General features: G+C 61.9%; 19 protein-coding genes and 2 rRNA genes. 10 read left to right on the forward strand and 11 right to left on the reverse strand.

Annotation, left to right across the window (positions count from 1 at the left end; genetic code table 11):
• Positions 1-33: 33 nt before the first annotated feature.
• Positions 34-2954, forward strand: a 23S ribosomal RNA gene (locus HYG81_RS18870).
• 173 nt (positions 2955-3127) lie between these two features.
• Positions 3128-3249: ribosomal RNA gene (gene rrf / locus HYG81_RS18875) — 5S ribosomal RNA — on the forward strand.
• Between the two features lie 568 nt (positions 3250-3817).
• Here the strand turns inward: rrf and coxB are convergent.
• A complete protein-coding gene (coxB, locus tag HYG81_RS18880; protein WP_180841272.1) occupies positions 3818-4591 on the reverse strand; it encodes a cytochrome c oxidase subunit II in 774 nt (257 codons plus the stop codon).
• A gap of 217 nt (positions 4592-4808) precedes the next feature.
• On the opposite strand from coxB, the gene HYG81_RS18885 reads away from it, so the two are divergent.
• The gene (locus tag HYG81_RS18885; protein WP_180841273.1) at positions 4809-7097 is read left to right on the forward strand and encodes a DUF6789 family protein; all 2289 of its coding nucleotides are present in this window, start codon (positions 4809-4811) and stop codon (positions 7095-7097) included.
• On the forward strand, positions 7094-7732 hold the full coding sequence (locus HYG81_RS18890; protein WP_180841274.1) for a DUF7979 domain-containing protein: 639 nt from the start codon (positions 7094-7096) through the stop codon (positions 7730-7732). The genes HYG81_RS18885 and HYG81_RS18890 overlap by 4 nt, the downstream gene beginning before the upstream one ends.
• Before the next feature lie 163 nt (positions 7733-7895).
• Here the strand turns inward: HYG81_RS18890 and HYG81_RS18895 are convergent, their stop codons facing one another.
• The gene (locus HYG81_RS18895) at positions 7896-8738 is read right to left on the reverse strand and encodes a manganese catalase (protein WP_180842925.1); all 843 of its coding nucleotides are present in this window, start codon (positions 8736-8738) and stop codon (positions 7896-7898) included.
• 209 nt (positions 8739-8947) lie between these two features.
• Here HYG81_RS18895 and HYG81_RS18900 point away from each other — a divergent pair, with 209 nt between their 5' ends.
• Together HYG81_RS18900 and HYG81_RS18905 are read left to right on the forward strand one after the other, a co-directional pair.
• Positions 8948-9349 carry a hypothetical protein gene (locus HYG81_RS18900; protein ID WP_180841275.1) on the forward strand — a complete coding sequence of 134 codons (402 nt, stop codon included), beginning with the start codon at positions 8948-8950 and terminating at the stop codon, positions 9347-9349.
• Between the two features lie 113 nt (positions 9350-9462).
• The gene (locus HYG81_RS18905) at positions 9463-9654 is read left to right on the forward strand and encodes a hypothetical protein (protein ID WP_180841276.1); all 192 of its coding nucleotides are present in this window, start codon (positions 9463-9465) and stop codon (positions 9652-9654) included.
• 51 nt (positions 9655-9705) lie between these two features.
• Here the strand turns inward: HYG81_RS18905 and HYG81_RS18910 are convergent, their stop codons facing one another.
• From HYG81_RS18910 to HYG81_RS45330, 3 genes are all read right to left on the reverse strand, one after another.
• On the reverse strand, positions 9706-10614 hold the full coding sequence (locus HYG81_RS18910) for a cytochrome c oxidase subunit 3 (protein WP_180841277.1): 909 nt from the start codon (positions 10612-10614) through the stop codon (positions 9706-9708).
• Between the two features lie 152 nt (positions 10615-10766).
• Positions 10767-12158 (reverse strand): NAD(P)/FAD-dependent oxidoreductase, encoded by a 1392-nt coding sequence (locus HYG81_RS18915; RefSeq protein WP_180841278.1) that lies wholly within the window; start codon positions 12156-12158, stop codon positions 10767-10769.
• A 147-nt stretch (positions 12159-12305) separates the two neighbouring features.
• Positions 12306-12434, reverse strand: coding sequence for a hypothetical protein (locus tag HYG81_RS45330; protein ID WP_255647637.1), 129 nt, complete (start codon positions 12432-12434; stop codon positions 12306-12308).
• Between the two features lie 254 nt (positions 12435-12688).
• On the opposite strand from HYG81_RS45330, the gene HYG81_RS18920 reads away from it, so the two are divergent.
• On the forward strand, positions 12689-13660 hold the full coding sequence (locus HYG81_RS18920; protein WP_180841279.1) for a D-2-hydroxyacid dehydrogenase: 972 nt from the start codon (positions 12689-12691) through the stop codon (positions 13658-13660).
• 114 nt (positions 13661-13774) lie between these two features.
• The gene (locus HYG81_RS18925) at positions 13775-14206 is read left to right on the forward strand and encodes a universal stress protein (protein ID WP_180841280.1); all 432 of its coding nucleotides are present in this window, start codon (positions 13775-13777) and stop codon (positions 14204-14206) included.
• A gap of 85 nt (positions 14207-14291) precedes the next feature.
• Here the strand turns inward: HYG81_RS18925 and HYG81_RS18930 are convergent, their stop codons facing one another.
• The 3 genes from HYG81_RS18930 to asd all read right to left on the reverse strand — a co-directional run bounded on the left by HYG81_RS18930 (position 14292) and on the right by asd (position 16524).
• Positions 14292-14600, reverse strand: coding sequence for a HalOD1 output domain-containing protein (locus HYG81_RS18930; RefSeq protein WP_180841281.1), 309 nt, complete (start codon positions 14598-14600; stop codon positions 14292-14294).
• Between the two features lie 53 nt (positions 14601-14653).
• Entirely contained in the window at positions 14654-15298 is a 645-nt protein-coding gene (locus HYG81_RS18935; protein ID WP_180841282.1) for a helix-turn-helix domain-containing protein, read from the reverse strand.
• Between the two features lie 191 nt (positions 15299-15489).
• Complete coding sequence (asd, locus tag HYG81_RS18940) at positions 15490-16524, reverse strand: aspartate-semialdehyde dehydrogenase (RefSeq protein WP_180841283.1); 1035 nt, start codon at positions 16522-16524, stop codon at positions 15490-15492.
• 243 nt (positions 16525-16767) lie between these two features.
• Here asd and HYG81_RS18945 point away from each other — a divergent pair, with 243 nt between their 5' ends.
• Positions 16768-17034 carry a hypothetical protein gene (locus HYG81_RS18945; protein ID WP_180842926.1) on the forward strand — a complete coding sequence of 89 codons (267 nt, stop codon included), beginning with the start codon at positions 16768-16770 and terminating at the stop codon, positions 17032-17034.
• A gap of 210 nt (positions 17035-17244) precedes the next feature.
• On the opposite strand, the gene HYG81_RS18950 is transcribed toward HYG81_RS18945, so the two are convergent.
• The 3 genes from HYG81_RS18950 to HYG81_RS18960 form a co-directional block, all read right to left on the reverse strand.
• Positions 17245-17436 carry a 30S ribosomal protein S17e gene (locus HYG81_RS18950; protein WP_180841284.1) on the reverse strand — a complete coding sequence of 64 codons (192 nt, stop codon included), beginning with the start codon at positions 17434-17436 and terminating at the stop codon, positions 17245-17247.
• Positions 17437-17560: 124 nt separating this feature from the next.
• Positions 17561-18148: a DUF447 domain-containing protein gene (locus HYG81_RS18955; RefSeq protein ID WP_180841285.1), complete on the reverse strand. Its 588-nt coding sequence runs from the start codon at positions 18146-18148 to the stop codon at positions 17561-17563.
• The gene (locus HYG81_RS18960) at positions 18145-18996 is read right to left on the reverse strand and encodes a triphosphoribosyl-dephospho-CoA synthase (protein ID WP_180841286.1); all 852 of its coding nucleotides are present in this window, start codon (positions 18994-18996) and stop codon (positions 18145-18147) included. Before HYG81_RS18960 ends, HYG81_RS18955 begins: the two co-directional genes overlap by 4 nt.
• A gap of 140 nt (positions 18997-19136) precedes the next feature.
• Between HYG81_RS18960 and HYG81_RS18965 the strand changes: the two genes are divergently transcribed.
• Complete coding sequence (locus HYG81_RS18965) at positions 19137-19481, forward strand: cupin domain-containing protein (RefSeq protein WP_180841287.1); 345 nt, start codon at positions 19137-19139, stop codon at positions 19479-19481.
• Positions 19482-19562 lie beyond the last annotated feature (81 nt).

Raw genomic sequence — 19562 nt, forward strand, 5'->3', positions numbered from 1 at the left:
GAATTACAACTGCAGGTTGCAATTCAGATCCGATGAACGTGGCTACTGTGCCAGCTGGTGGATCGCTCGGCTTGAGAGCTGAAGAAGGACGTGCCAAGCTGCGATAAGCCTGAGGGAGCCGCACGGAGGCAAAGAACTCAGGATTTCCGAATGGGAATCCCCACCGCAATTGCTTCGCGCAATGGGGAACGTCGAGAATTGAAACATCTTAGTATCGACAGGAAAAGAAAGCAAACGCGATGTCGTTAGTAATGGCGAATAAACGCGACACAGTCCAAACCGAAGCCCTCACGGGCAATGTGGTGTTCGGACTGACGATCACTTCCCGAAAGATAACACGAAGTCTCTTGGAATAGAGCACGAAACAGGGTGACAGTCCCGTACTGTTATCGAGTAAGGAACGAGTCAGCTCCAGAGTATCGGGGGTTGGATATCCCTCGTGAATATCGCGGGCATCGACCGCGAAGACTAAACACTCCTCAAGACCGATAGCGAACAAGTAGTGTGAACGAACGCTGAAAAGCACCCCACGAAGGGAGGTGCAATAGGGCGTGAAATCAGTTGGCGATAGAGCGACAGGGCATACAAGGTCCCAGGCGAAATGAATCAGGTGCGAACCTGTAGTAAGAAGTTTGGGAAGCCGGTGTTCTGTCGTACGTTTTGAAAAACGAACCAGAGAGTGTGCCTGTTTGACGAGTCTAACTTGATTATCAAGGAAGGCGTAGGGAAACCGATATGACCGCAGTGCTTTGCACCAGGGTCACCGTGTTCAAGCGCGGGGAGTCAAACGGGCACGACCCGAAACCGGACGATCTAGGCGTGAGCAAGATGAAGCGTGCCGAAAGGCACGTGGAAGTCTGTTAGAGTTGGTGTCCTACAATACCCTCTCGTGACTTACGTCTAGGGGTGAAAGGCCCATCGAGTCCGGAAACAGCTGGTTCCAACCGAAACATGTCGAAGCATGACCTCTGCCGAGATAGTTTGTGGGGTAGAGCGACGGATTGGGGGATCGCACTCCGAGAGGAGTGCGCCCCCCTGTCCAACTCCGAACCTACAAACGTCGTTTGACGCAGGGAGTCCGGTGCACGGGGTAAGCCTGTGTACCGTGAGGGAGACAACCCAGAGCTGGGTTAAGGTCCCCAAGTGTAGACTAAGTGCGATCGAAGGTGGTCTCAAGCCCTAGACAGCCGGGAGGTGAGCTTAGAAGCAGCTACCCTCTAAGAAAAGCGTAATAGCTTACCGGCCGAGGTTTGAGGCGCCCAAAATGATCGGGGCTCAAGTCTACCACCGAGACCTAGCAGCACCATTCACATGGTGATCTCGTAGGTTGGCGTTCTGTTCGGGTGGAAGCACGGTCGAGAGATCGTGTGGACCGTTCAGTAACGAAAATTCTGGTCATAGTAGCAGCGTTAGTCGGGTTAGACCCCCGACGGCCGAACGAGTAAGGGTTCCTCAGCAATGCTGATCAGCTGAGGGTTAGCCGGTCCTAAGTCAGCCCGTAAGTCGAAGCTGACAAAAGGGAAATAGGTTAATATTCCTATGCCAGTGTGCACTCAAAGCCAACGCTTTGGGGCCGCCTCTGCTGGGCCTTCGCCCAGTCTAACTATCGAAATCCGTGGAAACCGTAATGGTACGAAGCGGACGAATGGTAGGATAGCGCAAGAGAGGCCAACCTAGAGCCCGTGAAAAGGCGAGCACACTGTCCGTACCGAGATCCGACACAGGTACTCATGGCGGCGAAAGCCAAGGTCTGTCGGGAGCAACCGACGTTAGGGAATTCGGCAAGTTAGTCCCGTACGTTCGCAATAAGGGATGCCTGCCTCGCGAAGAGGCAGGTCGCAGTGACTCGGGCGCTCCGACTGTCTAGTAACAACATAGGTGACCGCAAATCCGCAAGGACTCGTACGGTCACTGAATCCTGCCCAGTGCAGGTATCTGAACACCCCGTACAAGGGGACGAAGGACCTGTTAACGGCGGGGGTAACTATGACCCTCTTAAGGTAGCGTAGTACCTTGCCGCTTTAGTAGCGGCTTGCATGAATGGATCAACGAGAGCGCCACTGTCCCAACGTTGGGCCCGGTGAACTGTACGTTCCAGTGCGGAGTCTGGAGACCCCCAAGGGGAAGCGAAGACCCTATAGAGCTTTACTGCAGGCTGTCACTGAGACGTGGTCGCCATTGTGCAGCATAGGTAGGAGGCGTTACACAGGTAGCCGCGCTAGCGGCTCACCGAGCCATCATTGAAATACTACCCGATGGTGACTGCGACTCTCACTCCTGGCGGAGGACACTGGTAGCCGGGCAGTTTGACTGGGGCGGTACGCGCCTGAAAAGATATCGGGCGCGCCCCAAGATTTCCTCACTCGGGTCGGAGACCCGAGGAAGAGCGCAAGAGCAAAAGGAAGTCTGACAGTGTCGAACACAACGATCGACGCTGACGCGAAAGCGTGGTCTAGCGAACCAATTAGGCTGCTTGATGCGGCCAATTGCTGACAGAAAAGCTACCTTAGGGATAACAGAGTCGTCACCCGCAAGAGCACATATCGACCGGGTGGCTTGCTACCTCGATGTCGGTTCCCTCCATCCTGCCCGTGCAGAAGCGGGCAAGGGTGAGGTTGTTCGCCTATTAAAGGAGGTCGTGAGCTGGGTTTAGACCGTCGTGAGACAGGTCGGCTGCTATCTATTGGGGGTGTTACGGTATCTGACGGGAACGATCGTATAGTACGAGAGGAACTACGATTGGGTGCCACTCGTGTACCGGCTGTTCGAAAGAGCACGTGCCGGGCAGCGACGCACCACGGGGTAAGAGCTGAACGCATCTAAGCTCGAAACCCACCTGGAAAAGAGATACCATTGAGGCCACTCGTAGAAGACGAGTTCGATAGACTCGGGATGTACGCACCAAGGCAACGAGGTGTTGAGTCCGCGAGCACTAACCGGCCAAGCCACACATTCATACATTACATCGCATTGGATCCGTGACGCGAGAACGGGTCCGGACGTAAACTGGACTACACATACACACGGTTTGAGACACACCACCGATTACGGTTTCTTGGACTTCCGTCCAAGGCTCGGAAGACATCGTCTTCCGTTGTTACAACGGTTCGATTCCGTTGGTCGGCGTTAGGGCGGCCACAGCGGCGAGGTGCCTCCCGTACCCATCCCGAACACGGAAGATAAGCTCGCCAGCGTTACGGTGAGTACTGGAGTGCGCGAGCCTCTGGGAAATTCGTTTCGCCGCCTCCATTCATACCATCAACCCCGCAGAGCAACTGCTTCGGCAGTCGCTCTGTGGGGTTTTCTTTATTTATACCCGGAACTGAGTAGCAATGCGGAACGAACGGTTCAAGAGTGACGTTGTCACTGGTACACGACTATATTTTTCGATTGAAAGTAACAGTATCCAAGATGTGTTGTCAGCTGGCGGTATGGTAATCACGACTCCTGTATGACGGTAAATCGATACTGAGCGAGAGTGATCTCTCTGGACAGCGTAAATGTGCGCCCGGAACACTAACGTCCAGCCTCATCCCGAGGCGGCGTGCCGCGTCGGCTGGCTAACCCTCGTGCCGGGCGGGAGAACTCGTGGGAGCTCTCCGAAGTACTATTGTCGCGTGCCCGGGTTCGCCGTACTGTCATCGCACCCGAATGGGTCTGCTCGGACGGGGACTAAAGGCACGCACTTTCCGTAGGGACGCGGCCCGTTTAACTCTTGCAGACTCGAGCGCCTCGCTAAACGACGTGCATGGCTGGGAGTGAGAATGGCGATTCCAGCATACCATCGCCCTCGAGTATCGACTGCGGTCGCGAGCGATCAGTTGGGTTCCGGGGCTTCGGTAACGTTGCCCTCGTTCGCTTCAAGCCACTGATCGTACGTTTCCGATTCGACAACGACGACGTCAGTTTTCATCCGCGAATGACCGGCACCACAGAATTCGGCACAGACAGCGTTGTACCGTCCGGGTTCGGAGACTATCGTACGGGCACGGGTATAGCGGCCGGGGAATGCATCCTGTTTGATACCCAGCTCGGAGACGAACAGAGAGTGGATGACGTCGTCACTCGTAAGCCAGAGCGTTATGTTCTCGTCTGCGGGGATCACGATTTCGTTTTCAGTCGTAACGTTCGCCCCGGGGTAGTCCGCTTGCCATTCCCACTGGTAGCCGGTGACGTGCACCTCCTCGTCACCGGTATCGGGCAGGTCGCCGAATGACTCGAACCCCTCCTGACTGCGGTTGTCGCTCTCGAGTGCCTGTGATGGCGACACGTACGGATTGACGAGGACACTGTAGCCCGAGAGACCGACGAACAGCAAGATGATCGCTGTTGCGACGGTCCAGGTAATCTCGAGGGAGGGATCCTCCGTGGTCGGCTCGGGGTCGTCGTTGTCGTGAAACTTGATGGCAGCGTAGACCAGGATCACGAGGACGAACAGCGTCAGCGGCAGGGCGACGTAGAGCAACTGATACTCGAGCCCGTCGATGAGCTCGCGATTTTCCGACTGTGCAACGACCGTTCCTGTCAATGCGACGAGGCTCGCGAACGCCGCGGCGACAAGTGCGACGATCGGGCGTCGGCGGCTTCCCATTGGCGGGTATTCAATAACCGGCGTGAAATACGGTATTCATGAATCCGTGAAATTTCACGATCGCGAACTTGTTGTAGGCAGTGAAACACGGCCGTATATATCTATACGAATGACAGTCACGAATGAATCAGTGCAACTTTATTGCGATCGATAATGTGTCCACGGCTATGCACGGCGACGAGCGGTGCGGTCGGGCCACCAGGGGTGGCAGACGACGATGAATCGTGCGCTCGCCGAGGTCTCGTTGTTCGGGGCCGTCGTCGTCAGCTGTCTGCTGATTGTCCTCCTCGCACGGCGAGTGCGGGCTGAGCCATCGCCGGACGGCGGCTATGTGACGGGCCGTGAGCATCGGCTCGGACTCGGCGACGTAAAGTCCGCCGCTATCCGCTGGACGACGACGACGAACCACCGCGAGATCGGACTGCTCTACATCGCGTTCGGCACCGTCGCGGCGATCTGGGGTGGGATCGACGCGATGATGATTCGGACGCATCTGTTGACTCCGGAGGCCAACCTCTGGACCGAACAGACGTACAACGAGCTGTTTACGATGCACGGGCTGACGATGCTGATTTTCTTCGTTACGCCGGTGTTCTTCGGGGTCGGGAACTACTTTCTGCCGCTGTTGATCGGTGCCGACGATATGGCGTTCCCGCGGCTCAACGCCATCGGATTCTGGCTGTTGCCGCCCTCGTTGCTGCTCGCTCGGCTGGGGATCGTCGCCGAAGTAACGGGATCGATTCTTGCCGTCATCGTCCCGACGGACTGGATTTCGGTCCTGATGGCGTTTCAGGAGCCAGCGATCGGATGGACGATGTATCCGCCCTTATCGCTGGCACCGAACCCGCAGACGAATTTCCTTCTCTTAGGGCTCCACTTGAGTGGCATCGCTACCACGATCGGTGCGATCAACTTCATTACGACGATCATCTACGAGCGCGACGAGTCGATCGGCTGGGCGAATCTCGACATCTTTTCCTGGAACATGCTCGTCACGAGCGCGCTCATCATCTTCGCGTTCCCGCTGCTCGGGACCGCCTTGCTCATGCTCCTGTTCGACCGCAACTTCGGGACGACCTTCTTCGCGGTCGAAGGCGGTGGCCCGATCCTCTGGCAGCACTTGCTCTGGTTCTGGGGCCATCCGGAAGTCTACATCATCTTTCTGCCAGCGACCGGACTGATGAGTCTCATACTGCCGAAATTCGTCGGCCGCAAGCTGTTCGGATTCAAGTTCATCGTCTACTCGACGATCGCCATCGGCGTCCTCTCGTTCGGCGTCTGGGCCCACCACATGTTCGTGACCGGTGTCGACCCCCGCGTTCGGGCGAGTTTCATGGCGACCTCAATCGCCATCGCCGTCCCCAGTGCGATCAAGGTGTTCAACTGGATCACTACCATGTGGAATGGTGACGTCCGACTAGCGGCGCCGACGATCCTCTGCGTCGGCTCGATCGGTCTGTTTATCGTCGGCGGCGTCACCGGCATCTTCCTCGCGGTCATCCCCGTCGACGTCATCTATCACGGCACCTACTACGTCGTCGGTCACTTCCACCTCATCCTCATGGGAATTATCCCCCTCATGATGTTCGCCGCGAGCTACTACTGGTATCCGCTGCTTACCGGCCGGATGTACGACCGCCGGCTCGCGATCTTTCAGTCGTCGCTGCTGGTCGTCGGCTCCGCACTCACGTTCATGACCCTGATGGCGCTCGGCTTCCTCGAGCTCCCCCGACGGTACGCGACCTATCCGGCGGAATACTCGGGGCTACAGATCGTCGCGACCGTCGGCGCGTTCATCATCGGGATCAGCGTTCTCATGTGGCTGTACAACATGATCTGGTCGTACTTCCAGGGGACGCCGATTGAGAACGCCGATCCCTGGGAGCTGAAGGCGACCGAGCAGTTCACGCCCGAGTGGCAGTGGTTCGAGGACCGCCTCGAGCGCGAGCGCGGGGTGCCGCCGAGCGAACCTGACGAGGTTCGGCCGTCGTACGTACCCGCGCAGGACGACCGCCCGCTATCGCTCTACGGGCGGATCAAGCCGGTCGCACGAACCGTCGCGAGCGACGCCGGTATCGGAGCGATCGGCGGCTTCGTCGGATCGCTACTCATGACGGCCGTGCTCCTCGTGGCGGTGGGGCTGGGCGTGTTCGATCTCGAGTCCTTCGCGACCCTCGCGACGTTCGTCGGGTTACCGGCGAACCTCGCCCTCGGGTACGGACTCTTCCTCGTCGGTGGAATGACGGTCTGGCCGCTGCTGTTTCTCTCGCTGGGAGAGTACTTGCCGGGCGAGCTCACGTTCATCACGGGGCTGTGGTACGCGACGGTCATCGCCTCGGGATTCGCCCTCGCCTTCTTCACCGGTCAGAGCGGCCTCGAACTGGTGACCTATCTCATCTTCGTCCTGCTCGCGCACTGGATCTACGGGCTGGGACTCGCCGGGACGATCACGTATCTCGGTGGTCGCCAACGCCGTCCGTCGACAGGGGAGGGCGGGAACGAATGAGCGACGATGACGATGCGGCTTCCGATACGGACGAACCACACGCTCCCGATGAATCACCGATCACCGACGAACCACCTGCTACTGACAAGCCACCTGCGACCGATGAGACGGGGCCAGTAGAGCCGACCGCGTCCTCGGAGTCGCTACTGTTGACCTACGCCGCGCCCTTTCTCGGTGTCGTCCTGATCGCCATCGGGCTCCCCCTCGCGATCGTCGGCGGCTACGTCGTCGTCCAAGACGGCGTCGGCCTCTGTGGGGAGCCCACGATTACGGCGACGCCGGCCGACGAGTACGAGGGGGCGTTGGCGACCATCGAGACGCTGCCCGCCGAAGACCTCTCGGCGGCCGAACGGGCGGCCCTCGAGGAGGCGATCGACAGCCCGCTTCAGGAGGGAACGGTTGCCGGCGAACTGTCGAACCGGGAGACGCTGCTCGAGGGGGCGATCGTCGAGTACGAGGGCGAGCGCTACTACGTCCAGATCGCGTCCCTGAACTCCTGTCTCGAGGTCGCTCCATTGCTGTTCCCGATCGGAATCATCGCGATTCTCGTGGGAGTAGTCGGCGTCCTGACGCCGCCGATCTACCGGAAGATGGCCGGCTTCGAGGAACGCATGCGGAACGGTCGGATGGAGTGAGCGCGCTGAGCAGTCAGGTGCGAGACAGCCGTGGTCGCGCTGTTCGTGTTCGACGTTCGGAAAGAGAAAGGACGGTGACAGCCGTGGAAGACGGACTCGAGCGAGACCATCTTCTCGGGCGGCTATCGTCACCCGACCGGTCGGCCGATGCGTCGCGTCGGCCCTATTTGCTCGAGTCGTCCGACTCGTTCGTCCTGTTCGGCGTGTTGTTCGTCATCGGACTGGGTGGGGGAGCGATGACTTCGCCGTCACCCGGCTGTTCGGCGGCGTAGGAGAACTGTCCCTTGCAGTCCGGGGAGTCGCCCTGAGTCCAGGGATACTCGGGATCCGGTTGCTCTTCCCGTCTGGTCGACATGAACGTGTAGTTGAAATCCTGATTCTCCTGTTCCTGTGGGAAGCTCGCGGGCACCGGAACCGGGTCGTCGAGCGTCTCGAGGGCTTGTAGCCACTGGTTTTGGTGCATAGTGTCCCGGGCGATCAGATAGGAGAGCATGTCTTTCATGCCGGGATCATCGGTGTACTCCCAGAGGCGCGTTGCGAGGGTACGACCGGTCGACTCGGCCATCACGTTCGCATAGAGGTCGCCGGCGAGATTCCCCGACGCGACGATGTAGTTGCCAGTGAACGGAGCGCCGTTACTGTCGACGGGCATGGCCGACTCGCCTGCCGAGAGGAACTGACGCGGGTTCTGGCCGGTCATCGCCGCGGCCGTCGCGGCGGTCTCCTGAGCGTCGTCGCTCATCTGCTTGGACGAGCCACGGAGATTCTTCGTGACGGCCGATGCGAGCATCTCGATGTGGCCGAGTTCCTCGGTAGCGGTTTCCATCAACAGGTTTCGATACTCCTCGTATCCCTCGGGGAGGGCCCAGGCCTGGAACATGTACTGCATGGCGACGCGCATTTCGCCTTCCTGACCGCCGATCGCTTGCTGGAGGAGCTTCGCGAAGTGCGGGTCCGGTTCTTCGACGGTAACCTCGTACTGGAGCTCCGGTTCGTGGAAGAACATCCACTCATCACTGCCCACATCCAGTGGGATAAAAAACTGTTACGGCTCGTAGTGACATTTTGACAGACTGGTAATTATCCGGTATCGGTTACTCGGATCCCGAGGGAGAAACCCTCTCCGGTACGTTATCACTTCCCACGGCAAACACGTCGATCGTTGTGTCATCATGGCAAACAGTTATAACGGCCCCGGTAGTCGGGAATCAGCGCATGACTGAGGATAGCTGGTCGACGTCACGACGCACGTTCGTCAAGTACGGCGCAGTGTCGACGGGAACGCTGTTGGGCGCCTCCGGTGCGAGTGCCGATACGGGATCGAGATCCGCCGATTCCAGCGATGGAACGATCGATCACGGCATGATGCTCCCCTATCAATTCACCCCGGGTAGTCAGTTCACAGTCGTCGAATCCGACCTCGACTGGCGTCCCGGTCGGTTCGACGACACCTATCAGGCTAACGTGATCGCCTACGACCACGCGCCGTCGTATCGTGCCTTCCTTCTTACCGAGTCCGAGGCGACCCTCAAGTCGGATCGATCCTTCGAGCTGGGGGCCGTCCGGGAATCACCGGGAGCCGCCAGCCAGCGGTTCGTGACCGTCGGCCTCGAGTAACGCGCCGGGGACCGAACGTCGCGGGCCAGTTCGCGCCGGCCCCGTGGTCCGTCGTTGCTCGACCGGCCACAGGGTTTTTCCCCGCTCGCTGTCGTACGAAGCCGACACCGGAGGTGACCCTGGTGGGTAACAACGATGATAAACAACGAGCGGCGGCGAAGTGCGAACAGTGCGACGAGATCGGGATCGTCCAGATCTGGCCCGACGGCAGCCTCCAGCCACTCGGTCAGTCGAATTTCTGTGACTGTGCGTCTCCCACGCTTGCGGTCCTCGCGACCGATCTCGATCACGACGAAATACCCTGAACCGCTCCAACGAATGCTCGGCCGCCTGTCCAACCTAGTCGTCCAGTCTCCTCACACCGACGCGCCGACGTAGAGAACGACGACGAGGAAGAGCCAGACGACGTCGACGAAGTGCCAGTACAGCGAGACGGTCGCGACGGACGTGTCTCGCTCCGGGCCGTAGTGGCCCCGAAGCGCCCGCCAGCAGAGCACGGCGATGCCGCCGACGCCCAGCGTGACGTGGAGCCCGTGGAGCCCGGTCAGTCCGAAGAAGGCGCTCCCGAAGATGCCACTCGCGAGCGAAAACCCCTCGTGAGCCACGAACTCGTAGTACTCGTAGACCTGCCCGGCGAGGAAGACGAGGCCGAGTCCGAGCGTCGCTCCGAGCAGTCCGATGAATCGTCGTCGGTTGTCGTCCTCGAGTGCCTGATGCGCGTAGTGGAAGGTGATACTGCTAGCGATGAGGATCGTAGTGTTGATGACGATGAGCGAGCCCAACAGCGGCGGTAACTCCTCGGGTGGCCAGGATCCGATCCTGACGAAGAAGTAGTAGACGAACAGCGCACCGAACGTCGAGACGTCGGTCGCGAGAAAGAGCAGCGTCGTCGAGACGTACGATTCGCGTGATTCGAACGCCCCCTGTGTGTCTCGAGCCGGTGACAGAAACGCCTGGTCGACCCAGCCCGCGATGCCGGCCAGGAGGACGATCGTCCCGGCCACGGCCAGACCGATGCCAGCCAGGGGCGGGAGGAGGCCGGTTTCGTTCCCGAGGATGGAGATCGCGACGCCGCCGTAGAGGCCGGCGGCACCCGCGGCGGCGATGAGCGGCCAGCGACTCCGGTGCTCGTGCTCGTCGTGGTCACCGTGGCCGCGATGGTCGCCGTACTCTTCGGGAGCCTGCCCCTCGGGAACGTGATGTCCGGAGCCATCGGCTCGAGGGAGGGCTTCATCGGACGTCTCGGTGCGTCCACCAGAGTCCATACTCCCGCTTCTATGTCGACCCCGAAAAAGGCTCACCGTGTACAAGCAATTAGGGATTTGTTAGAGTCACAGCCGCGGTTTCGGACCCCCACACGACGGTTCGTCGGCACTCGAGTCCGCTGGCTCGATCCGAACGACGGGCGAACCGGCCGTCAGTAGAAGTAGTCGTCCTCCGAGAGCTGGACGTAGCGGTCGTCGCGGTATTTGAACTTCTGGCGCTTGTACGCCGTGAGGATCTTCGCGGCGTCGAGGCCCGCGGAGTACTTCTTGCTCACCAGCCCGTCGCCCGATCCGTTGCCCTGCATGTCGTTGATTGCGTCGAACGCCCAGTCCCAATCGTCGGGCCCGTAGTCCGCGACGATGTCCGCGAAGGCAACGTTGCGCAGGATCTCGTCGCCGATCGCGCGCTTCCAGACGTCGTTGTAGTTCGCGAGCGAGTCCGTGCCAGCGAGACGGCCGGCGATCTTGCCGGTACGAACCGCGACGTGATACCCGCCCTCGTGGAAGGCCGAGGTGGTGCCCATCGCGCCGCCGGCGACGGCGATGTTCGCGCCGACGGGCGACTCGATCGGTCGCGTCGAGGAGATCGGATACGTTTCGGTCCCCTTCGACTTCCCGCGGTCTTCGACGCGCGGAATGTCTTCCTCGATATCGTACTCGTCGCCGTACTCCTGCTCGAGGAGGCGGCTGATGTACTCCGCACCCGAGGGGATCCGTTCGTCGTCGGGTCGCAGGAGCTTGTAGGAGCCTGGATTCTCGACATCTGCGAGGTCCATTCCGATGGGCATCGTCAGCCCGACGCGGGCGACCGTACCGTCGTTCGGGAACACCCACGGATAGGCGGTCTCGCCGGGCATGTATCCCCACCAGAACTTGAGTCGATCCTCGAACTCCGCGAACAGTTCGGGGGGAAACTCTCGATACTCCTGATAGGCGATGTGATTCGCTTCCGGCGGCGAGAGGTGATCGGAGACGCTCCGGCCGGGTGCCGTGAACTGGTCGAGCGCGTCGAGCGTGATTCGCCGCTGTGGGCCGTCCGCGAGGACGACGTACTGGGCCTCGAGTTCGTCGCCGTTCGAGAGCGTCAGCGTGTGGGTCGGCCCCTTCGGACCGGACGCCCGGAGATCGGTCTCGAGGTCCTTGACGCCGGTCCCGACGCGCAGGTCGGCACCCGCATCGGTCGCGCGCTCGTAGAGCCAGTCGTCCATGCGTGCACGGTGGAAGGTGTACCCGAAGTGGGGGTAGCTGGCCTCCATCCCCGTCGTCCGCAACTCGACGTTGCTGTTCGGGCCGACGAATTCCGTGGCCTCGAGCTCCCGGTGGATGACCTCGTCGGAAATCTCCCGATAGTCGAACTCCATGATGTCGATCCAGTAGTCGAGCATTCCGGCGGCGTCGGTCGAATCCGGTCCCGGGCCCTCCCGGTCCTCTCGGGGAACCCCCTGCTCGAAGAGCACCGTCTCGGCACCGTGGACAGCAGCCTGCTCGGCCGCGGATGCACCAGCGGGGCCGCCGCCGACGATCGCGACGTCTACGCGTTCCATACGCCGTGAAGACTCAGTGAGCCATTATAAAAACTGCGAGGCGAATGTCTGCGCAGTGGACCGATTTTCGAAGTGGTCCGACAGCATGCTGCCGATCGGATGACCGGTCTCCCGTCGGCCGTGAACGCGCAGATCCGTTTATTGGCGTTAAAAGAAACCCCTGAGGAGGACCAGCAAGACGCCGGAGAGGACGACGAAACTGAGGAAACCGATGAAGATGATCGCCGCCTGCCGTCCGGTAAGCGTTTCGCCATCGAGGAACTCGTCTGAAGCCATTGTAATCGATTTCGTAACTCCCCCGCTTAAATATGATGGTCTCGTCACTCGACGGCTCACGGTCGGAGACCGGCTCGGAGGGCTGTAGACCGAGTTCAGACGGCTTCCGTTTCGACAGTGGTTGACCTTGAGCGAACCCGTCCGCTGCCGAACCGCGGGAGCCCGCGCCTGACCGCTGATCGAACCTTTCCCATCGAATCCAGCACTGTGCCGCGAGACGAACGTTTTTGATCGCACCGGACGAGTCGACGGACATGAGTGATACCGACGCGCCGGACGTGCTCGTCCTCCGGCGGGGTACCCACGGGATGCCGATCGAACAGTACGCCGACGCGATCCGTGACCGACTGCCGGATCACACCGTCGAACTCGCGCGAACGCCGGCCGACGAGCGCGAGGCGATCCGGGACGCCCGCTTCGTCGCGGGCATGACCCTCGAGGACGACCTGCTCGAGGCCGCCGAGAACCTCGAGGTTTTCGCCTGCGCCTACGCAGGAACCGGACACCTCCCGCTCGAGAAACTCGAGGAACGAGGCATTACGGTGACGAACGCCTCGGGGGTCCACGGGCCGAACATCGGCGAACACGTGCTGGGTTCGATCTTGTACTTCACCCGGCGCTTCCACGTCGGTGCGCGCCGTCAGCGCCGCCGCGAGTGGCGCCATTACCAGGCTCACGAGTTGCAGGACTCGACAGTCACCGTCGTCGGCCTCGGTGCGATCGGACAGTCGGTCTGCGAGCGCCTCGAGCCGTTCGGCGTCGAGACGATCGGCGCGCGCTACTCCCCCGAGAAGGGGGGACCGACCGACGAGGTGGTCGGGCTCGAGGGCGAGGCGTTCGACGACGCGCTCGCGCGGACGGACTATCTCGTGCTCGCGTGTCCGCTCACGGAGACGACGCGCGGACTGATCGACCGCGAGGCGCTCGTCACGATGGATCCCGACTCGGTGCTCGTCAACATCGCTCGCGGCCCGGTCGTCGACACCGACGCGCTCGTCGCGGAGCTGCGCTCGAACGGCATCCGTGGTGCCGCCCTAGACGTCACCGACCCCGAACCGCTGCCCGAGGACCATCCCCTGTGGACCTTCGATAACGTCCAGATCACGCCCCACAACGCCGGCCACACGCCGAAGTACTACGAGCGGCTGGCAGACATCGTCGCCGAAAACCGCCGCCGGTTCGACGACGGGGACGACGCCAACCTCGAGAACCAGGTCCTCCCCTGATCGATCGACGGTCGAACGGTGCGGCGATGAAACTCACTTTTTTAGCCGTCTGTCGTGAATCACGCGTATGGAACTGCCACTACCGACCGGTCCCGCTCGAGCGGAGGAGCGCCGATGACGCTGACGCTCGACGGAACGATTCTGGTTCCCGTCGCCGACCCGGACGACGGGGAGCGAACGGCCGCGGCGCTCGCACCGTACCTCACGCCCTCGAGTACGGTGCTCGTCGTCAACGTGATCGAGAAAGCCGGCGGCGCACCGGATAAGGCCTCGGTCGAACAGCGCGAGGAGTACGCTCGAGAGATCTTCGAGCGCGCACGGGGGCCGCTCGAAGGATCGGCCGGAACGGTCGAGACGGCGATCCTCTTCGGCACCGACGTCGTGGAGACGATCTTCGATGCGGCCGAGGAGCGACGCGTCGACGCCGTGGTCTTCGAGCCCCGCGAGGGGAACCGCTTCGTGGAACTGCTCACCGGCGACGTGGCTCGAAAACTGGTGAAGACGGCTTCGGTTCCGGTGGTTGCGCTGCCGCGAAACGAGGAATAGTGGGTGTAGACCGAATATAGCTCGTAACCGGATTTGCGTCCGCCGACAGCCGTTTCAGTTTCCGCCCGGGCGTCCGAAACGACCGTTACTGCTGGTCTACGAGTTCGATGCAGCCCGTCTGGTCGACCGTGACTCGATAGGTGGCGTACTCGAACGTGACGGAACCGACGGACCGTCCGTTCTCCCCTGGCGACTGAAACAGCGAATCGAGCGCGGTCGGATCGATTGCGTTATACAGCGGTCCGAACTCGTCCGCGAGCTCGAGCGCGTCCAGCCCGGATTCCGCCGCGACTGCGGCGACAACCGCTTCGCTGAGGGGTTTGTTCGACTCGAACTGATACGTCCCGCTCTCGTCGTGCAGTTGTCGCTCGCCGGTTGGTGACTCGATTTCCATACCTCACGTACCGGTCTAATGCGGGAAGCGACCACGATTGGATGGTCAACCCATTAAGAGGGGGTCCGTTCGCTCACCGTGTTCTGGAGCAGATTAGCCTGCCCCCGTCGAAGACGAGCGGACAGTGCTTGAGCCGAGATATCCAACTGCTCGGCGACTGCCGATAACGTCGTTCTCCGCGGAACGTCGAAGTATCCCTCCTCGAGAGCGACCAGCAACGCTTCTAGCTGGCTGTCAGTGATCCCGTATCGATCGCTGGACGGGTTCGATTCCCGGAAGAGTCGCTGAATCCGAAACGGAATATCCTTTTCGCGACAGACGTCGCGATACGCGAACAGCGCTTCCCGCGTCGGGACCCGCGCGCGAATCTTCGTCATCGTCGTGACGGTTATCTCGTGAAAGCCGATATCGTACTCCGCCGCCGTGGGATAGGTCAAGTGTTCCTCTCCCTGCTCCGATAGCGTCACGCTGTAGAGACGACGGCCGTCCGCTTCCTCGAGGAGCGAGTACTCGCGGATCGTCTCGTCGTCGTCCAGCGCTGCACCGATGTCCTCGAGGCTGTCGCCGTAGGCCCAACAGATGAGCTTCGTTTCTCCCGTCTCGGACTGATAGATCTCTTCGACGTCGATCCTCGAGACGGCGTCGACCGTCCGCCGGAGAATCGGCGTCTCGATTTCGTACTCGACGATAAGGACCATAACACTCTCACCCTCTCGACGTCCGTCCCGAACACTTGTTATACTGTCTCACTTTTCCGGTCGGCGCCTGACGGGAAGCGGCCCCGTCTCGCAAACTGCTCTCGATCGCGTCGGTAGCCGTCCGATCTGCTCAGTGCAGGCGAAAATATCGGTCGCGTCGATGGGGAAGCAACCGCTCGAGCCCGCCGTCTCTATATGTAGCCGTTCTCGAGCAGCAGTTCGCCGTTGAGGACGCTCGCACCGGCGGCACCGCGGATCGTGTTGTGCGCGAGACAGTTGTACTGGAGGCCGAACGGCGATTCCTGCAGACCGCCCGCGGCGATGGCCATCCCGTCGCCGAGGGTGCGGTCCATCCGGGGCTGTGGCCGATCCGGCTCCTCGAAGACGTGGATGAGCGGGTCGGGCGAGGAGCGCAGGTCCAGCGAGGGGTACTCCCGCATGGCTTCGGCGGCTGCCTCGGGGGTGAGCTCCTCCTCGGTCTCGACCCAGACGTTTTCGAGGTGGCCGTCGATCGTCGGGATGCGGTTACAGGAGGCGGCGACGTCCATGCCGTTGTGCGACAGTTCAGCGCCGTCGAAGTCGCCGAGCAGTTTTCGGGACTCCGTCTCGAGTTTGTCCTCCTCGCCGCCGATGTAGGGGATGGCGTTGTCGATGATCTCCATCGAGCTGACGCCGTCGTAGCCCGCCCCGGAGACGGCCTGCAGCGTCGAGACGTGAACTTTCTCGAGGCCGAAGTCGGTCAGGGCCGCGAGCGTGGGCACGAAGGTGATCGTCGAGCAGTTGGGGTTCTTGACCATTGCGCCGTCCCAGCCGCGCTCGTCGCGCTGGACCTCGAGCAAGTCGAGGTGCTCGGCGTTGACCTCCGGGATGACGAGGGGGATGTCGTCGTCCATGCGGCCGTTCGAGGAGTTCGAGGAGACGACGTAGCCGTCCTCACAGAAGCCGGGCTCGACCTCCGCGCCGACACTCGAGGGGAGCGACGAGAACAGGAGATCGATATCGTCGGGGACCTCGCTGGGATTGGTTGCCGTAACGGTCGTGTCGGCCACGTCCGCTGGGATGGGGCTGTCGACGCGCCACTTCGCGGCCTGTCGATACGTCTTGCCGGCGCTCGCGTCGCTCGCGGTCAGCGCTGCGATCTCGAACTCCGGGTGGGGGTCGAGAAGTTGGATGAGTCGCTGTCCGACGGCGCCGGTCGCACCGAGTACGCCTACTCGTACTGCCATTTTCCGCCACTCCGAGTCGTGTCCGCAAAACCGTTTGGGTTTTCGGTAGCGCATGTCAAACGCCGAAGTTGCCGGTCGAGGGGGTTCTCCGAACAGTGCTCCGGGGAAAAGCGCCCCGTCCGATGGCGCTGACATCGCGAGACAGCGGTTCGCGACGGTCGGATAGAAGATATTAAGAAACGGGAGCGGCACCTAGCAACCGATGCACTACCGACAGGATCGACTCGCGGCCGCCGGCCAGTGGTGGTCCGAATGACGAGTTCCACCACGAGTACGAGCGATCGGGGACTGCTCGAGACGCGGTTCAGCATGGGTGCGGCGGCCCTCGCGGCCGTCGCGACGCTGCTGGCCCTCGCCTTTGGTTATCTCGGGTTTATCGACGGCGTGTTGCCGGGGATCGGCTACCAGCTCAGCATTCTGACGGGTGCCGTCGGGCTCCTGTTCGGACTCGGCGTCGCCCTTCTGGCGCTCGTCGCCGCGGTCTACATGGAACCCGGCCTCGACGACTAACTCGATTTTCGGCCGCGTTACGACTGATTCCAGATCGCCGACGCTTCGTCACGGTTCCGACTGTCAACGAGTCGAAACGCTGGCGCTACGCGCGAACCGTCCAGTAACGGTGTGACGGATACTGTCGATCGATGGCGATCGAGCGATCCGACCGGGTCCCGCGGCTCGCTGTCGGTCGACGTAACGACTGTTCGCAGTGAGAATACCGGCTTATGCGGGCACTTGCGCGCCTTTCTTCCGAGTCACGTAGCCCGCGATACGGTTGCGGACGCCCTTGGACTCGACGTTGGTGAGCTTCGTGACGCTCTCTTTGTTCTGCTCGAAATCGGTCGTGAACGCCTCCGGATACCGCTCCAGGAGGAGTTTCCCGGTCTTCTTGACGTAGGCCGGTTTGATTGCCATGTGGAGTGGTTCCGTCCAGAGGCTCTTAATCCCTTTCTCTTTGGCGCTCGGAGAGACCGATCCGAGTCGGCACCCCGACGGCTCGTACGACGATCACTACGTCATCACCGCTGCGTCTCCATCCTTACCATTTCGAGTGCTCGCGCACGCGCTCGAGCGCCTCGCGCTCGCGCGGACTCCCGGCGCGATCGACGACCGAGGCGCAGAAGGCGAGCCGATTCCGGAGTTCGGCCTCGTCGAAGTCGGGGACCGAGAGCCGCGAGGCGGCGACGGTCGCCTCGACGACGGCGCCGAACCCGCGGTCGATCGTCGGGACTCGTTCACGAACGATCCTCGACTCGAGCGGCCGGAGCGTCCACTCCTCCCAGTCGGTGTCGCCGTCAATCCCGGATTCGACCGGTTCGGCGCTCACGCGCGCCCACGCGTTTGCGGATTCGAGGATCGGCTCCTCGCGTTCGACGATCGAGAGGGCGGCGTCGGCGAAGTCGACGGGGTCGTCGACGAACTGCACGTAGCCCTCGCCTCGCCGGTGGAAGTTCCGGCGGGTCCGGGTGTTCCCCCACGTCCGTGCGATGACGGGGTCGCCGGCGTGGAGGCCGAGCGCGGCGACGTTCCACAGGTCGTTGGGCCCCAGCGTCGCGACGAGCGATTCGGTGACGCCCGAAAGCGAAACGGGCCATTCGGCAGTCCCTGCGGCTCGATCGCCGCTCATAACCCGATCGCCTCGTGCTCGAGCGCGATGAACAGTCCGGCCGCGGTGACGTCCGCCGTCGTCCCCGGATTGATCCCGCGCTCGACGAGATTATCGGCGAAGGCCTCGATGGCGGCTGGCTCCGTCTCGAGGGCATTGTCCGCGACCAGTTCCGCCGCGAGGTCGGTCACCTCCCAGGCGGTCGCCTCGTCGTGGCGCGTCGCGACGAGCGTGTCGGGTCGATCCGCGAGCAGGGAGAGAAAGACCGCCGCGGTCCGATCCGATATCGGGCCGTCAGCGTCCGCGAGCCGTTCGGCGGCCGCAAACGAGCGGTCGAACCCTCGAACCCACTCGCGAGCGACGTCGTCCCCCGGGACGCTTCGCTCCATGATGTCGAACAGCGTCAGCCCGCGCTCCTCGAGGGCCGGGATCGCGTCCGCACCGCGGCGCACGTCGAGGGCCGTCATGTCCTCCGGTGGTTCGTCGACCCCCACGTCGACGTGATCGAACGCGCGGTAGAACGACGCCGCGTCACCGACGGTCGTCTCCCGCACGACTGCTTCGACGACGGGCTGAGACAGATCCTCGCGAGTGGCCCGGACGAGGGGCACGAGCAACAGGAGGGCCCCAAACTGTGTGTTCCCGCCCTCCTGATCGGCCATTCCCGCGATGGCTCGCTCGAAGGCCGGCCCGACCGCTGCCCCGTCGGCAGCCAACTCGAGTCCCTCGCGGGCACCTACCGCTCCCGCGAGGAAGTGTTCGAACCGCAGGTCTGCGAGATCGTGGTGCCGATCGACGTTGCCCGGTTTGGGCGTCCCCGCCACCTCGAGGAGCAGCGCCAGTTCCGCGTTCTGTGCCGGCGATCGCATACGTCTCGCTGCGTGCCGGGACGGCTTAGGGATGGGGGTTGTGGCGCTCGGCTGGTGGCCGTCGGCGAGTCTCGAGTGGCCATTACGTGAGCGGGTTCGTCGTCCCCCTGATTTAAGTCTCGAAACCCAAACGATAGGATATGGGCTACGATACCGCGGCCAAGACCGATCCGGACTCAGTCATCGACGAGGAGTGGGGCGGCATGTGGTTCCTCAAGGACGCGCTCGCGACCGACGAACTGGGGATTTCCGTGCTTGAACTCGAGTCCGGTGGCAAGGGGATGGAACACGCCGAGGCCGACTCCGGACAGGAGGAGGTGTACTACGTGGTCGCCGGAACGGTCGAAATCGAGCTTTCCGACGCCGACGAGACGGTGACGCTCGAGACGGACGAAGTGATTCGACTGGACCCCGAGGAAACCCGCCAGATCCACAACCGCAGCGACGAGCGTGCGAAACTCGTGCTGGTCGGCGCACCGCTGTAGCGGACGTATAACTCCCGCATCACGTCCGTCATGACACCGCGTTTCAACGGCGTGATATCGATTTCTGTCCGAGGTACGGAG

This window comes from Natrinema zhouii (assembly GCF_013456555.2).
Taxonomy (GTDB): Archaea; Halobacteriota; Halobacteria; order Halobacteriales; family Natrialbaceae; genus Natrinema; species Natrinema zhouii.